We start from the raw sequence: 15,364 nt of genomic DNA, 5'->3' as shown, positions 1-15,364 counted from the left end.
TGCCGATCCCTTTCGAGCCGGTCGAACCAGCCGAGCCCCGCCGGGCGCGGTCAGACGATCGACGTACGTGCCGACCGCAGCCGGGCCAGCGATGTCTCGCGCCCCAGCAACACCATCGACTCGTACAGAGGCGGGCTGATGTGTGACCCGGTTACCGCGACGCGAACCGGCGCAAACGCTTTGCGTGGCTTGAGTTCCATGCCGTCGATCAGCGCAGTCTTGAGTGCACTCTCGAGCGCCTCGGCGGTCCACTCCGGAAGCGACTCCGCAGCCGCCACGGTAGCGTCGAGGACCGGCCCTGCATCGGCACCGAGATTCTTCGACGCGGACGCCGGGTCGATCGAGAACTGGTCCGCCGGGGCAAGCAGGAACTTGAGCAACCCCCACGCATCCGACAGGACGACGATGCGGGTCTGCACCAGTTCTGCCGCCTCGGCGAACACCTCGTCGGTCACCTCGATCGGATGACCGTGGGTCTCGAGGTAGCCGCGCAACCGTGCAGCGAAGTCGGACGGCTCGAGCATCCGGATGTGCTCGGCGTTGATCGCGTCGGCCTTCTTCTGGTCGAAGCGCGCCGGATTGGAGTTGACGGAGGAGATGTCGAACGCCTGCACCATCTCCTCCAGCGAGAAGACGTCGCGGTCGTCGGAGAAACCCCATCCGAGCAGTGCGAGGTAGTTGAGCAGGCCCTCGGGAACGAATCCGCGCTCACGGTGCAGGAAGAGGTCCGCTTCGGGATCGCGCTTCGACAGCTTCTTGTTGCCCTGCCCCATCACGAACGGCAGATGTCCGAACTCGGGAATCCGATCGGCCACCCCGATGCGCACGAGTGCCTCGTACAGAGCGATCTGGCGGGGAGTCGAGGACAGCAGGTCCTCGCCGCGAAGCACGTGGGTGATCTTCATCAACGCGTCGTCGACGGGATTGACCAAGGTGTACAACGGGACACCGTTTCCGCGTGTCAGCGCGAAATCGGGAACCGTGCCCGCCCGGAATGTGGTCTCACCGCGGACGAGGTCGTTCCACGAAAGGTCGTGATCCGGCATCCGCAGGCGGACGACGGGCTTGCGCCCCTCCTCGCGGAAGGCGGCCCGCTGCTCGTCGGTCAACGTGCGATCGTGGTTGTCGAAGCCCAGCTTCGGATCTCGCCCCGCCGCGAGGTGTCGAGCCTCGACCTCCTCGGGGGTGGAGAAACTCTCGTACGCCTCGCCGGCATCGAGAAGCGACTGCACGACGGCGAGATGCTGATCGCGTCGCAAGGACTGACGGTAGGGCTCGTAGGGCCCGCCCACCTCGGGGCCCTCGTCCCACTCCAGACCCAACCACCGCAGCGCGTCGAGAAGTGCACGGTAGGAGTCCTCGGAGTCACGGGCCGCGTCGGTGTCCTCGATGCGGAAGACGAATGCACCGCCGTGGTGACGGGCGAACGCCCAGTTGAAGAGTGCGGTACGCACGAGACCTACGTGCGGAGTTCCGGTGGGAGACGGGCAGAACCGGACGCGGACATCCGACGTGATCGTCACTTGTCCACCACCGGGTTGCTCAGCGTGCCGATGCCCTCGATCTCGACGGAGACGGTCTGGCCCGCGACGATCGGACCCACACCTTCCGGCGTACCCGTCAGGATGACGTCGCCCGGGAGCAGCGTCATGACTGCGGAGATCCACTCGATGATCTCGGGGACCGTGTGGAGGAGGTCGGATGTGCGACCGCTCTGCTTGATCTCCCCGTCGACCGTGGTGCTGATCGCGAGATCCGATGCATCGAGCGAGGTCTCGATCCAGGGACCGAGAGGGCAGAAGGTGTCGTGACCCTTCGCGCGTGTCCACTGACCGTCGTGACGCTGGTGATCGCGAGCGGTGACGTCGTTGGCGACGGTGTACCCCAGGATGACGTCCGCGGCGCGCGCAGCGGGGACGTCCTTGCAGGGCCGACCGATGACGACGGCGAGCTCGCCCTCGTAATGCACCTCGTTCGACGAGGCCGGACGCACGATGTTGGCGCCGGGCCCGACGATCGAGGTGTTGGGCTTGATGAAGATGACCGGATCCTGCGGTGCTTCCGATCCCATCTCGGCGGCGTGTGCCGCGTAGTTCTTGCCGATGCAGATCACCTTGCTCGCCAGGATGGGAGCCAGCAGGCGAACATCGGCGAGCGACCAGCTCCGTCCGGTGAAGGTGGGTGTGCCGAAGGGATGTTCGGCGATCTCCCTCGCGGTCCGGTCGTCGCCGTTGCCTTCTATGGCGACGAAGGCGACACCGTCGGGACTTGCTACTCGACCTAGACGCATGTGCGAAGTCTATCGACCCCGCACTCGCCTGTAGCATCGGCACGAGATGTTCACCATGCAGGACGGCAATCTCACATTCTGAGATCGGAGAAGCTATGACCGGGAGCCGGTCGATCGTGCAGCGCTACAGCGCGTCCGCGACAGGACGCTGGACCATGCTGATCATCGGCATGCTCACGACCGCCTCGACCGCGCTGCTCCTGAACGGTGCGGCCTTCCTCATTCCCGCGCTCCGCGATCAACGGGGCATGAGCCTCACCGAGGCCGGCATCGTCGTCGCCATGCCGACGACCGGCATCGTGCTGACCCTGTTCGCGTGGGGCGCGGTCGTCGACCGGATCGGCGAGCGTCGATCGTTGATCACCGGGTCCGCCCTGACAGCAGTAGCCGCGTTCTGCGCGGCCGCCACCGAGTCCACCGTCGCGCTCGCCGTCTTCCTCCTGCTCGGCGGCATGGCGGCGGCCAGCGTCAACTCCGCCACCGGCCGGGTCGTCGTGGGGTGGTTCCCGCCGCACCGCCGTGGCCTCGCCATGGGTATCCGGCAGATGTCACTGCCCCTCGGAGTTGCTCTGTCCGCGTTGCTGATTCCCGGAATAGCGCGTGACCACGGAGTCAGCAGCGCCATGCTGCTACCCGCCGTCGCCTCCACCGTGGGGGCGATCGCCTGTGTGATCGGAGTCTTCGACCCCCCGAGACCGTCGCGTACCGCGTCCTCCAGTGCGGAGTTGCTGGCAAACCCCTATCGGGGACGTCGCGACCTGTGGCGCATCCACGCGGCGTCGGTGGCACTGGTGGTGCCCCAGTACGTGGTGTGGACGTTCTCGTTGGTGTGGCTGGTGGATCAGCGCGAATGGTCCCCCGCTGCCGCCGGCATCCTGATCACCGTCGCCCAGGTACTCGGGGCGTTCGGCCGGATCGGGGTGGGCGCCGTCTCGGATCGGGTCGGAAGTCGACTCGGACCCATGCGCTGGGTAGCCGCGGCGGTGGTGACCGTCATGGTTGTGCTGGCAGTCGCCGACGCCGCGGGCTGGTCGGTCTCGGTCGTCGTGCTGGTCGTGGCATCGGTCGCCACCGTCTCCCCCAACGGCCTCGCGTTCACCGCCGTCGCCGAACGCGCCGGACCGTTCTGGAGCGGTCGAGCGCTGGGCGCGCAGAACACCAGCCAGTTCATAGCCGCATCGGCGGTGCCACCAATGTTCGGGGCGTTGATCACCCATACGTCGTACCCGGTGGCCTTCGCGGTGTCGGCGATCGTGGCGGCCGCCGCGGTGCCCACGATTCCTCGTGAGCACCGCCGCCGGCTACACCAGTGAGGCGATGCGGTCTCCGATGACCGACGTGCGTCCGGGATCGCCCGCGGTGCGAGTCGAGAGATCCTGTGCCACAGCGGCTTCGACGCGTGCCGCGGCATCGTCCTGACCCAGATGGGCCAGCAACAACGACACGGACAGGATTGCGGCCGTCGGATCGGCGATGCCCTTGCCCGCGATGTCCGGGGCACTGCCGTGGACCGGTTCGAACATGCTCGGGTTGGTGCGGGTGGCGTCGATGTTGGCGCTCGCCGCCAGCCCGATACCACCGGCGACCGCAGCGGCGAGGTCGGTGATGATGTCGCCGAACAGGTTGTCGGTCACGATGACGTCGAAGCGGCCCGGGTCTGTCACCAGGTGGATCGTCGCCGCGTCGATGTGCTGGTAGGCGACCTCGACCTCGGGAAATTCGCCGGCCACCTCGTCGACGGTCCGCTGCCAGAGCGAGCCCGCGAAGCCGAGCACGTTGGTCTTGTGCAGCAGGGTCAGATGCTTACGGCGACCCATCGCGCGCGCGAACCCGTCGCGGACCACACGCTCCACACCGAAGCGCGTGTTCAGGCTGACCTCGGTGGCCACCTCGTGCGGCGTGCCGACGCGGATGGCGCCCCCGTTGCCGGTGTACGGACCCTCGGTGCCTTCACGCACCACCACGATGTCGACCGGCTTGTTGCCCGCGAGCGGACCGACGACACCCGGGTACAGCTTGGACGGCCGCAGGTTGATGTGGTGATCCAGTGCGAAGCGCGCCGTCAGCAGCAGTCCCCGCTCGAGAACGCCACTGGGTACCGACGGGTCGCCGATGGCGCCCAGCAGGATCGCGTCGTGTCCGCGCAACTCCTCGAGCACCGACGGGGGAAGGATCTCCCCCGTCGCGTGATACCGGCGAGCGCCCAAGTCGTATTCGGTGATCTCGGCACCCGGTACGACGATGTCGAGAACCTTGAGAGCCTCGGCCACCACCTCGGGTCCGATGCCGTCTCCGGCGACCACTCCCAGCTTCATCGAAGTCCCCTCGTTCGGCGTCGACATCAGGACAGGTCGACGAGCTCGATGGTCGTCGCGCCGACGGACGCGGCGATCGACTCCCGGACGTCCTGCGACACGTCGCGATCGACGCGCAGCAGGATGGTCGCGCTGCCGCCCTCGGCATCCTGGCTCAGCGCAGCGGCGGCGATGTCGATGCCCGCGTCACCGAGTGCGGTGCCGATACGTCCGAGCGAGCCCGGACGATCGCCGTACGTGACGATGAGGTTCTTGCCCTCGGCGCGCAGATCGAAGTTGCGGCCGTTGATGTTGACGATCTTCTCCACGTGCTGCGGGCCCGTGAGGGTGCCCGCGACGTTGATGACGCTCCCGTCGCCGTAGACGGCACGCACGTCGACGACGCTGCGGTGGTTCGGGCTCTCGCTGGCCGTGCTGACCTCGGCCGTGACGCCTCGTTCCTGCGCCAGCGACGGAGCGTTGACGAAGGTGACGGCATCTTCGATGACGGCGGAGAACAATCCGCGCAGCGCCGACAGCTTCAGGATGTCGACGTCCTCGGACGCCAGTTCGCCCCGCACGTCCACCGACAGCGACGTCGGCAACTCGTCGGACAGCGCGCCGACGAGGACGCCCTGCTTGCGCACGATGTCGAGCCAGGGAGCGACTTCCTCGCCGACGGATCCACCGGACACGTTGACGGCGTCCGGGACGAATTCGCCTGCGAGAGCGAGCAGTACGGACTTCGCGACATCGGTTCCGGCGCGGTCCTGGGCTTCGGTGGTGGATGCACCGAGGTGGGGCGTCACGACGACCTGGGGAAGCTCGAACAGCGGGCTGTCCGTGCACGGCTCGGTGGCGTACACGTCGAGGCCGGCGGCGAACACGTGACCACTGACGATGGCGTCGGCGAGCGCCTGCTCGTCGACCAGGCCGCCGCGAGCGGCGTTGACGACGATGACGCCCTTCTTGGTCTTGGCCAGTGCTTCCTTACCGATCAGACCCTTCGTCTCGGGGGTCTTCGGCAGGTGCACCGAGAACATGTCGGCGCGCTCGAGCAGCTCGTCCAGGGTGACCAGCTCGATGCCGAGCTGGGCCGCGCGAGCCGGGGAGACGTAGGGGTCGTACGCGATGATGTGGGTCTCGAACGCGGCGAGACGCTGTGCGAAGAGCTGACCGATACGGCCGAGTCCGACCACACCGACGGTCTTGCCGAAGATCTCGACACCGTTGAACTTGCTGCGCTTCCACTCGTGCTGACGCAGCGTGGCGTCGGCGGCGGGAATCTGGCGAGCAGCCGAGAGCAGCAGCGTCACCGCGTGCTCTGCGGCGGTGTGGATGTTGGACGTGGGAGCGTTGACGACGAGCACGCCGCGCTCGGTCGCTGCGGGGACGTCGACGTTGTCCAGGCCGACGCCGGCGCGGGCGACGATCTTGAGCTTGGTTCCGGCAGCGAGCACCTCGGCGTCGACCGTGGTCGCGGAGCGGACCAGGATGGCGTCGGCATCGGGGACCGCGGCGAGGAGAGCCGGACGATCCGGACCGTCCACCCACCGGACCTCGACTCCGTCGCCGAGTGCCTCGACGGTGGACTGCGCAAGTTTGTCGGCGATGAGGACGATGGGGCGGCCTGGCTGGCTCACGTGAAGAACTCCCTGATCAGGTGACGGAGAAGAGGTGTGGTTCCGGATTCGTGCGGGCGTCAGCCTAGTGGCCGAGCCGCGACCCGACGCAGGGCACCCGAGGTCGACGAACTCGACCGCGGGTGCCCCGTGTCAGAAATGCGAGAGTCAGGCCGTCTCGGTGATGGGACGGTCGACCCAGCTCATCAGGTCGCGCAGCTTCTTGCCGGTGACCTCGATGGGGTGCTCGGCGTTCTCCTTGCGGAGGCCTTCGAGCTCGGTGTTGCCGTTCTCGACGTTGGCGACGAGGCGGCGGGTGAACTCACCGGACTGGATGTCGGCGAGGATCGCCTTCATCCGCTCCTTGGTGCCGGCGTCGATGACGCGCGGTCCGGAGAGGTAGCCACCGAACTCCGCGGTGTCGGACACCGAGTAGTTCATGCGAGCGATGCCGCCCTCGTACATCAGGTCGACGATCAGCTTGAGCTCGTGCAGAACCTCGAAGTACGCCATCTCGGGCGCGTAGCCGGCCTCGACCATGACCTCGAAACCGGTCTTGACCAGTTCCTCGGTGCCGCCGCACAGCACGGCCTGCTCGCCGAAGAGGTCGGTCTCGGTCTCTTCCTTGAAGGTGGTCTTGATGACGCCGGCACGGGTGCCGCCGATGCCGCGGGCGTAGGACAGCGCGAGCGCCTGGCCTTCACCCTTGGGGTCCTGATCGATGGCGATGAGCGCGGGAACGCCCTTGCCGTCGACGAACTGACGGCGCACGAGGTGGCCGGGCCCCTTGGGGGCGACCATGCCGACGGTGATGTTGGCCGGGGCCTCGATCAGCTTGAAGTGGATGTTCAGGCCGTGACCGAAGAACAGCGCGTCGCCGTCCTTGAGGTTCGGCTCGATGTCGTCCTTGAAGATCTGCGCCTGGGCGGTGTCCGGAGCGAGCAGCATGATGACGTCGGCCCACTCGGAGACCTCCGCCGGCGTGCCCACACCGAGACCCTGCTCGGCAGCCTTGTCACGCGACTTGGAGCCTTCCTTGAGGCCGATGCGGACATCGACGCCCGAGTCGCGCAGGCTCAGCGAGTGCGCGTGGCCCTGGCTTCCGTACCCGATCACAGCGACCTTGCGGCCCTGGATGATCGAGAGATCGGCATCGTCGTCGTAGAACATCTCGACTGCCACTGTGGTTTCCTCCTACATCTGTCCCGGTCGAATGTGACCGGGTACTCGAAACTACTGGGTTGGGTGTCTAGCGGGACGCGGTGATGGACTTCGGTCCGCGTCCGACGGCGACGACTCCGGACTGCACGATCTCTCGCACTCCGTACGGGTCGAGCATCCGCAGCAATGCCTCGAGCTTGGACCGGGTGCCCGTCGCCTCGACCGTGACAGCCTCGGGTGAGACGTCGATGACCTTGGCGCGGAACAGGTTCACCGTCTCGATGACCTCGCTGCGCACGCTGGCGTCGGCACGCACCTTGATCAGCACCAGCTCGCGAGCGACCGACGAGTCGGCCTCCTGCTCGACGATCTTGATGACGTTGACCAGCTTGTTGAGCTGCTTGGTCACCTGCTCGAGGGGGAACTCGTCGACGGTGACCACGATGGTCATGCGGGAGATCTCGGGAATCTCGGTGCCGCCCACCGCCAACGAGGCGATGTTGAATCCGCGGCGCGAGAACAACGACGCGACGCGCGCGAGAACGCCCGGCTTGTCCTCCACGAGGACACTCAGGGTGTGACTGGTGCTCACAGGTCGATACCTTTCGCGTTCGCGCCCTGAGCCGCTTCGGTGACGTCGCCGACCGAACCGGGCTCCTGCGCGGCTTCCTCGTCGTTGTCGAACAGCGGGCGGATTCCGCGCGCGGCCATGATCTCGGAGTTGCCGGTGCCCGCGGCGACCATGGGCCACACCTGGGCATCCTTGCCGACGATGAAGTCGATGACCACCGGGCGGTCGTTGATGGCACGAGCCTGCGCGATGACGGCGTCCACGTCTTCCTCACGCTCGCAGCGCAGTCCGACACAGCCGAGCGCCTCCGCGAGCTTGAGGAAGTCCGGGATGCGCACCGTTCCGTGCGTGCCCAGCTCGGTGTTGGAGTACCGCTCCTCGTAGAACAGCGTCTGCCACTGGCGGACCATGCCCAGGTTGCCGTTGTTGATGACGGCGACCTTGATCGGGATGCCTTCGACCGCGCAGGTCGCGAGTTCCTGGTTGGTCATCTGGAAGCAGCCGTCGCCGTCGATGGCCCACACCTCGGTGTCGGGCAGACCCATCTTGGCGCCCATGGCGGCGGGCACGGCGTAGCCCATCGTGCCCAGTCCACCCGAGTTGAGCCACGTGCGCGGCTTCTCGTAGCTGATGAACTGCGCAGCCCACATCTGGTGCTGGCCGACGCCGGCACAGTAGATCGCATCCGGTCCGGCGAACTTGCCGATGGACTGGATCACGAACTCCGGCGACATCGCACCGTCGGAGGGCCGGTCGTAACTCAAAGGGTACGTGCGACGCACGTTGTCGAGGTAGGTCCACCAGTCGGCGAGGTCCAGCGTCGTGCCGGTGGCCTGGTCGGCACGGATGGCCTCGATGAGCTCGACGATGACCTCGCGGCAGTCGCCCACGATCGGCACGTCGGCGAACCGGTTCTTGCCGATCTCGGCGGGATCGATGTCGGCGTGGACGACCTTCGCCTCGGGGGCGAAGGAATCGAGCTGTCCGGTCACGCGGTCGTCGAAGCGAGCACCGAGCGTGATCAGCAGATCACTCTTCTGCAGTGCGGCCACCGCGGCCACGGTGCCGTGCATGCCGGGCATACCGAGGTTCAGGTCGTGGCTGTCCGGGAAGACGCCGCGTGCCATCAGCGTCGTCACGACGGGGATGCCCGTGAGCTCCGCGAGCTCGAGCAGCTCCGGCGACGAGTTCGACTTGATGATGCCGCCGCCGCAGTACAGCACCGGCTTCTTCGCAGCCGCGATGAGTCGAGCTGCCTCGCGCACCTGCTTGCCGTGCGGCTTGGTCACCGGGCGGTAGCCGGGCAGCTTCATCTCCGGCGGCCACGAGAACGTGGTCTGCGCCTGCAGCACGTCCTTGGGGATATCGACGAGGACAGCACCCGGTCGACCGGACGACGCGAGGTAGAACGCCTCGGCGATCATGCGCGGGATGTCGATCGGATCGGTGATCAGGAAGTTGTGCTTCGTGACCGGCATCGTGATGCCGGAGATGTCGGCTTCCTGGAACGCGTCGGTGCCGATCAGCGCGCGGCCGACCTGACCGGTGATGGCGACGATCGGGACCGAGTCCATCTGCGCGTCGGCAAGCGGGGTGACCAGGTTGGTGGCACCCGGACCGGACGTGGCGATGCAGACGCCGACCCGACCTGTGGCCTGGGCGTATCCGGTCGCAGCGTGTCCTGCACCCTGCTCGTGGCGCACCAGGACGTGCCGCACCTTCGTGGAATCGAGGAGCGGGTCGTAGACAGGAAGAACGGCACCACCCGGAATGCCGAAGACGACATCTACATCGAGTTCTTCGAGCGCACGGACGACGGACTTGGCGCCCGTCACGCGCTCGGGGGGCAGGGGACGACGCGTCGGCGTCGCGGACGGCGTGGGGCGATCGGCGGCAGGCGTGACCTTGCGTGCTGCCGGGCCGGGCCGGGCGGTGGGTGCGCTCACTGGTGCTTCCTTAGATCTTCATCCGGGCAAGAAAAAACCCTCGCCAGCAGATGCTGTACGAGGGTGGCGCGTCATGGCTGAGCGTGAAGTGTTTCGGCTCAGGCGACGACGCGCCTGCCGATTACGAGGAACTCTTCATGCTTCACACACGTGACGTTAGGCGCGTGATGCTGTGCCAGTCAAACTTACCGAACCCGTGATCCCATTATGTGGGATGGCGTATGTGCAGTGCGAAGATGTAGGGGTGACGTCTTCGCAGCAGTCCGAACCACCGGTGACAGTCTCCCATACCGACGACCCCGCTCCCGACGCGTCCCCCGTCGCTCCCACGGTGTTCCGCGTACCCGCGCTGGCGCTGTCCGGAGTCGCCCTGTTCCTCTTCGGGGTGACGTTCCCCGTGGTCGGAGCGCCCGCGCTTTTCGGGTGGATGCTCGCGCTCCCCCTGCTCCTCGCGTACTGGATCCTGCGGGTGCGCACCACGGTCACGCCCGAGCGCTTCGTCTCGCGGCGCGCCTTCGGGTCGACGACCGTCGAATGGTCGTCGGTCACGGGACTGCTGTTCCCCCGCTTCGGATGGGGCAAGGCGACGCTGGCGGACGGCTCGTCCGTGCGGATGCCCGGTGTGACGGTGGACAAGCTTCCGCAGCTGTCCGTCGCCAGCGGCGGCGCGGTCCCCGATCCCTCACCCGTCGAGACTCCTGCCGAGGACACCGACTCCGAGACCGGTGCCTGAGCGTCCACAACTCGACCGAACAGACGGGTTCCCGTCGATCCGGCCGAGTTGTGGACGACTGGGCACGGATCAGGCGAAGGGGTCGGCGCCGTTCAGGAAGATCCACAGCGCAGCGGCGCCGCCGACTCCGATGGCCAGAGCCAGGAACGATCCGATGAACGGGCGACGGGCCCAACCACGACCACCGTCGACGGCGATGCGTCCCGGTCCCGTGAGGATGATGGCCGCCGCGGCGAGCACCAGCAGAGTCTCGTACTCGACGCCGGAGGGTGCGAAGAACTGCAGGCCGGGTTCCGCGACCTGACGGACCAGCCACGCGTTGATCATGACCGCGACCACGGCAGCGCCGGCCAGAGGTGTCGCGAGGCCGAGGATGAGCAGCGCTCCGCCGGCGACCTCACCGACCGCGCCCAGGATCGACAGCAACCGTGCCTGGTCGTATCCGGCACCGGCGACGATCTCCTGGAAGCCCGAGAGACCCGGTCCGTCGAACCACCCGGTCAGCTTCTGCAAGCCGTGCACCAGGACGATCGCACCGACGCTCACGCGCAGGATCAACAGGCCCAGGTCGAGGGTGCCGCGCTTCTCGGGGACGATGCGGGCCTCGGGCTCGACATCCACCGGGGCGGCCGATGCTCCCGCGACCGGGATCGCGCGGGTGGCGCTGTCGTCGTACGCGGGCTCACGGGTGGAGCCCGGTGCGGTGTAGGCGGGCGCCGTCTCGTAGGACGGCAGCTTTTCGGTGGGGTGCGCGGTGCGCGACGACCCGGCGTCGAGATCGTCGTCGGTGCGCGGGACGGACTGCCCGCCGGCGCCCTGTCCCAATCGCTCCGTCGGCTGGTCGTAGGGACTCGCGGCCGGCTCGTATCCGGACGTCGATCGGCCTGTGTCTTCGGGCTTGTCACTCACGGGCGTCAGCCTAGTTGCGGCAGCCCGCTTCTCGGCGCAGGCGCGACCCGTACCGTGGGATCTCATGACGGTGCGTGACATGTTCGGAGCATCAGGGCGCACGACGGCGATCGGGGCCGCGGTCCTCGCGGTGATCACCGTGTCCGCGGGCTGCGCACGATTCGACGACTCGGCGTCCACCCCGTTCTCACCGGAGCCGACGTTCGGGGCTGCCGACATCGAACCGGTCGAGCCGGGCGCTCCGGGATCCAGCACTCCTCCCCCGCCGTCGCCGGCCACCGGGCCGTGCATCGACCCGGATCCGAACGTCGTCGCGACGTGCCTCGACACGTTGTCCGGCCTGGTCGTGCTCCCCGGAGGCGCCGCTGCCCTCGTCGGTGAACGCCGCACCGGCACGATCTTCCAGGTGGCACCGGGACAAACTCCGCGACCCGTCGCGTCCGTCCCCGTCGACGGATCCGGCGGTGGCGGCCTTCTCGACGTCGCGCTGTCCCCGACGTACGACGAGGACCGACTTCTCTACGCCTACATCACCACCGCGTCGGACAATCGCGTCGTGCGAATCGCCGCGGGCGACGTGCCGAAGCCTGTCCTGACGGGCATTCCTCGCGGCAGCACCGAGAACTCGGGGGCGCTCGACTTCACCTCGCCGACGGAACTGCGCGTCATCACCGGAGATGCGGGCAGCCCGGCGTCGTCGTCCGACCCCTCGTCACTGGCCGGCAAGGTTCTGGCCATCGACAACCCTCGCGTCGACCCGCCGTCGCCGGTCGTACCGCGCATCGTCATGAGCGGCATCGGGCGCGCGGGAGACGTGTGCGTGGACGGCACCGGCAGCACCTGGGTCACGGACGCCACCGCCTCGGAGGACCGTCTGTCGCGCATCACCCCGGAGGGCGCCGTGGTGAGCCCGGTGTGGACGTGGCCCGACAAGCCCGGCGTCGGCGGATGCGCCGCCGGGCCCGGATCGGTCTCGGTGTCCATGTCCGGTGCACGCGCCGTGAGCCTCGTTCCGGTGGATCCCGAGACGGGCGCCGTCACCACCCCGCCGACCCTGATCGCCCAGGACCGGTACGGCCGCCTGCGCGGCGCGTCGCTCGGCGCCGAAGGGCAGGTGTGGGTCAGCACCGTGAACAAGGACGGCGGTCAGCCCGTTCCGACCGACGACCGAGTGGTCATTGTTCCGGTGCCCTCCGGCGGCGGCGGTAGCGACTGACCGGCCGGCGGGCTAGCTGCAGGCGGCGATGACCAGTTCCTTGACTCGGGCCGGGTCTGCCTGACCCTTGGTGGCTTTCATGACCGCACCGACGATGGCTCCGGCGGCCTGGACCTTGCCGCCGCGGATCTTCTCCGCCACCGACGGGTTGGCGGCGAGCGCCTCGGTCACGGCTGCTTCCAGAGCCGAATCGTCCTGCACGACAGCGAGTCCGCGTGCTTCGACGACCGCGTCGGGGTCACCTTCACCGGCGAGTACACCGTCGACGACCTTGCGCGCGTTGGCGTTGGTCAGCGTGCGATCGGCGACGAGCGCCGCCACTCGCGCGACCTGGACCGGGGTGATGGGCAGGTCCGCGAGGGTGACCTCGCGTGCGTTGGCCTGCTGGGAGAGGTAGGCGACCCACCAGCTGCGGGCGGCGTCCGGGGTCGCGCCGGCGTCGACGGTGGCCGTGATGAGACCGAGCGCATCGGCGTTGACGACGTCGCGCATCACCAGATCCGACCAGCCCCAGTCCTTCTGGATCCGGGCGCGCGTGATCCAGGGTGCCTCGGGGATGGTGGCGCGCAGTTCCTCGACCCACGCGGCATCGGGTGCGACGGGCTCGAGGTCCGGCTCCGGGAAGTACCGGTAGTCCTCGGCAGTCTCCTTCTTGCGGCCCGGAGACGTGCTGCCGTCCGCCTCCTGGAAGTGGCGCGTCTCCTGGGTGATCTCCCCGCCGTCGGCGAGAACCGCTGCCTGACGGCGCATCTCGTAGCGCACCGCGACCTCGACGCTCTTGAGGGAGTTGACGTTCTTGGTCTCGGTGCGCGTCCCGAATTCCGGCGCACCCTTCTCCATCAACGACACGTTCGCGTCGCACCGCAGCGATCCCTGGTCCATCCGGACGTCGGACACACCGAGTTCGCGGATCAGCTCGCGCAGGGCGGTGACGTAGGCGCGAGCGACCTCGGGGGCACGCTCTCCCGCGCCCTCGATCGTCTTGGTGACGATCTCTACGAGGGGGACTCCGGCTCGGTTGTAGTCGAGCAGCGAGTGGCTGGCCCCGTCGATCCGACCGGTGGCGCCGCCGACGTGCAGCGACTTACCGGTGTCTTCCTCCATGTGCGCGCGTTCGATGTCGACGCGCCAAGTGGATCCGTCGTCGAGCACGACGTCGAGGTATCCCTCGGTGGCGATGGGCTCGTCGTACTGCGAGATCTGATAGTTCTTGGGCTGATCCGGGTAGAAGTAGTTCTTACGCGCGAACCTCCCCCACGGGGTGATCGAGCAGTTCAACGCCAGTCCGATGCGGATCGCCGACTCGACGGCCGCGGCGTTGACCACGGGCAGCGCACCCGGGAGTCCGAGGCACACCGGGCACACCTGCGTGTTGGGCTCGGCACCGAACTCGGTGGGGCACCCGCAGAACATCTTCGTCGCGGTGCCCAGCTCGACATGGACCTCCATGCCCAGAACGGGGTCGAACCGGGCGATCACCTCGTCGTAGTCCATCAGGCTCGTCGCGGAAGAGGTGGCTGCAGTCATGCGCTCAGTTTACGGCCGAAGTCAGCCGAAGAATGCGGCGGCGTCGCGGTACCGGCTCTCGGGTACACGCTTGAGCCGAGCCACGGCGTCCTCGAGCTCGACCAGACCGATCTCCGCGCCCTGGAGCGAGACCATCTTGCCCTTCTCCCCCGCGTGCACGGCATCGGCGGCGTTGACGCCGAAGCGCGTCGCCAGGACCCTGTCGTACGGCGTCGGCTTGCCGCCGCGCTGCACATGGCCGAGGACCGTGGTGCGCACTTCCTTGTTGATGCGCCGTTCGATCTCGACCCCCAGTTGCTGTGCGACGCCGGTGAATCGGATGTGACCGAACTCGTCGATGCCGCCGTCACGGATCTCCATCGACCCTTCCTTCGGCGTGGCACCCTCGGCGACGACGCAGATGAAGTGCGAGTCGCCGCGCTGGAAACGCTTCTTCACCAGATCGCAGACTTCCTGCACGTCGAAGGGCTGCTCCGGAATCAGCGTCATGTGCGCGCCCGACGCCAGACCCGAATGCAGCGCGATCCACCCCGCGTGGCGTCCCATGACCTCGACGAGCATGACGCGCTGGTGCGACTCGGCCGTGCTGTGGAGTCGGTCGATGGCGTCCGTCGCGATGGTCAGGGCGGTGTCGAAACCGAACGTGACGTCGGTGCGGTCGATGTCGTTGTCGATGGTCTTCGGAACGCCGATGACCGGGACGCCTTCCTGGGACAACCAGTGCGCCGCGGTCAGAGTGCCCTCGCCGCCGATGGGGATCAGCGCGTCGATTCCGTTGTCGTCCAACGTCTGCTTGATCTGGTCCAGTCCGGCGCGCAACTTGTCGGGATTGGTGCGGGCGGTTCCCAGGATCGTGCCGCCCTTGGTGAGGAGGCGATCGTTGCGGTCGTCGTTGCGGAGCTGGATACGACGGTCCTCGAGCAGACCTCGCCACCCGTCGAGGAAGCCGACCACGGAGGATCCGTATCGGGCGTCGGCCGTGCGTACGACGGCCCTGATGACCGCGTTGAGTCCCGGGCAGTCGCCGCCGCCGGTCAGTACTCCGATACGCATGGTCCGAAACCTCTCACTGTGCCGGTTCATCGCGAGCGGTGC

At 67.7% G+C, this 15,364-nt stretch carries 13 protein-coding genes; 3 read left to right on the top strand and 10 right to left on the bottom strand.

What is annotated here, in order from left to right; genetic code table 11:
- Nucleotides 1-50 precede the first annotated feature (50 nt).
- Both gltX and ASG64_RS20415 read right to left on the bottom strand, forming a co-directional pair.
- On the bottom strand, nt 51-1,523 hold the full coding sequence (gene gltX, locus ASG64_RS20420) for a glutamate--tRNA ligase (RefSeq protein ID WP_082043291.1): 1,473 nt from the start codon (nt 1,521-1,523) through the stop codon (nt 51-53).
- Entirely contained in the window at nt 1,520-2,290 is a 771-nt protein-coding gene (locus ASG64_RS20415) for a fumarylacetoacetate hydrolase family protein (RefSeq protein ID WP_056075977.1), read from the bottom strand. The genes gltX and ASG64_RS20415 overlap by 4 nt, the downstream gene beginning before the upstream one ends.
- 95 nt (nt 2,291-2,385) lie before the next feature.
- On the opposite strand from ASG64_RS20415, the gene ASG64_RS20410 reads away from it, so the two are divergent.
- A complete protein-coding gene (locus ASG64_RS20410) occupies nt 2,386-3,603 on the top strand; it encodes an MFS transporter (RefSeq protein ID WP_056075974.1) in 1,218 nt (405 codons plus the stop codon).
- On the opposite strand, the gene ASG64_RS20405 is transcribed toward ASG64_RS20410, so the two are convergent.
- The 5 genes from ASG64_RS20405 to ASG64_RS20385 all read right to left on the bottom strand — a co-directional run bounded on the left by ASG64_RS20405 (nt 3,592) and on the right by ASG64_RS20385 (nt 9,884).
- Nucleotides 3,592-4,605, bottom strand: coding sequence for a 3-isopropylmalate dehydrogenase (locus ASG64_RS20405; protein ID WP_042576541.1), 1,014 nt, complete (start codon nt 4,603-4,605; stop codon nt 3,592-3,594). The two genes, ASG64_RS20410 and ASG64_RS20405, sit on opposite strands and share 12 nt — an antisense overlap.
- A 26-nt stretch (nt 4,606-4,631) precedes the next feature.
- A complete protein-coding gene (gene serA / locus ASG64_RS20400; protein WP_056075971.1) occupies nt 4,632-6,227 on the bottom strand; it encodes a phosphoglycerate dehydrogenase in 1,596 nt (531 codons plus the stop codon).
- 147 nt (nt 6,228-6,374) lie between these two features.
- A complete protein-coding gene (ilvC, locus tag ASG64_RS20395; RefSeq protein WP_197074845.1) occupies nt 6,375-7,376 on the bottom strand; it encodes a ketol-acid reductoisomerase in 1,002 nt (333 codons plus the stop codon).
- 79 nt (nt 7,377-7,455) lie between these two features.
- Nucleotides 7,456-7,959, bottom strand: a complete 504-nt coding sequence (ilvN, locus tag ASG64_RS20390; RefSeq protein WP_042576501.1) for an acetolactate synthase small subunit — start codon at nt 7,957-7,959, stop codon at nt 7,456-7,458.
- The gene (locus ASG64_RS20385; protein WP_042576500.1) at nt 7,956-9,884 is read right to left on the bottom strand and encodes an acetolactate synthase large subunit; all 1,929 of its coding nucleotides are present in this window, start codon (nt 9,882-9,884) and stop codon (nt 7,956-7,958) included. Before ASG64_RS20385 ends, ilvN begins: the two co-directional genes overlap by 4 nt.
- A 244-nt stretch (nt 9,885-10,128) precedes the next feature.
- Between ASG64_RS20385 and ASG64_RS20380 the strand changes: the two genes are divergently transcribed.
- Nucleotides 10,129-10,617 (top strand): PH domain-containing protein, encoded by a 489-nt coding sequence (locus ASG64_RS20380; RefSeq protein WP_162245403.1) that lies wholly within the window; start codon nt 10,129-10,131, stop codon nt 10,615-10,617.
- A gap of 69 nt (nt 10,618-10,686) precedes the next feature.
- On the opposite strand, the gene ASG64_RS20375 is transcribed toward ASG64_RS20380, so the two are convergent.
- A complete protein-coding gene (locus tag ASG64_RS20375; protein ID WP_042576499.1) occupies nt 10,687-11,526 on the bottom strand; it encodes a DoxX family protein in 840 nt (279 codons plus the stop codon).
- A 64-nt stretch (nt 11,527-11,590) separates the two neighbouring features.
- On the opposite strand from ASG64_RS20375, the gene ASG64_RS20370 reads away from it, so the two are divergent.
- A complete protein-coding gene (locus ASG64_RS20370) occupies nt 11,591-12,742 on the top strand; it encodes a PQQ-dependent sugar dehydrogenase (RefSeq protein WP_082518533.1) in 1,152 nt (383 codons plus the stop codon).
- Between the two features lie 12 nt (nt 12,743-12,754).
- Here ASG64_RS20370 and gatB read toward each other — a convergent pair whose 3' ends face one another.
- Together gatB and ASG64_RS20360 are read right to left on the bottom strand one after the other, a co-directional pair.
- Nucleotides 12,755-14,269, bottom strand: coding sequence for an Asp-tRNA(Asn)/Glu-tRNA(Gln) amidotransferase subunit GatB (gene gatB, locus ASG64_RS20365; protein WP_042576498.1), 1,515 nt, complete (start codon nt 14,267-14,269; stop codon nt 12,755-12,757).
- A gap of 21 nt (nt 14,270-14,290) precedes the next feature.
- Nucleotides 14,291-15,322, bottom strand: a complete 1,032-nt coding sequence (locus ASG64_RS20360; protein ID WP_042576497.1) for an ATP-dependent 6-phosphofructokinase — start codon at nt 15,320-15,322, stop codon at nt 14,291-14,293.
- Nucleotides 15,323-15,364: the final 42 nt, after the last annotated feature.

Origin of the sequence: Rhodococcus sp. Leaf247, from assembly GCF_001426185.1 — a bacterium.
Lineage (GTDB): Bacteria > Actinomycetota > Actinomycetes > Mycobacteriales > Mycobacteriaceae > Rhodococcoides.
This window is presented reverse-complemented; position numbering and strand designations above follow the sequence as displayed.

What these genes read in the sequence shown, in the direction of transcription:
- ASG64_RS20410 (WP_056075974.1), top strand. Translation starts at nt 2,386, where the DNA reads ATGACCGGGAGCCGGTCGATCGTGCAGCGCTACAGCGCGTCCGCGACA.
- ASG64_RS20360 (WP_042576497.1), bottom strand. Translation starts at nt 15,322, where the DNA reads ATGCGTATCGGAGTACTGACCGGCGGCGGCGACTGCCCGGGACTCAAC.
- gatB (WP_042576498.1), bottom strand. Translation starts at nt 14,269, where the DNA reads ATGACTGCAGCCACCTCTTCCGCGACGAGCCTGATGGACTACGACGAG.
- ASG64_RS20415 (WP_056075977.1), bottom strand. Translation starts at nt 2,290, where the DNA reads ATGCGTCTAGGTCGAGTAGCAAGTCCCGACGGTGTCGCCTTCGTCGCC.
- ASG64_RS20370 (WP_082518533.1), top strand. Translation starts at nt 11,591, where the DNA reads ATGACGGTGCGTGACATGTTCGGAGCATCAGGGCGCACGACGGCGATC.
- ilvC (WP_197074845.1), bottom strand. Translation starts at nt 7,376, where the DNA reads ATGTTCTACGACGACGATGCCGATCTCTCGATCATCCAGGGCCGCAAG.
- ASG64_RS20405 (WP_042576541.1), bottom strand. Translation starts at nt 4,605, where the DNA reads ATGAAGCTGGGAGTGGTCGCCGGAGACGGCATCGGACCCGAGGTGGTG.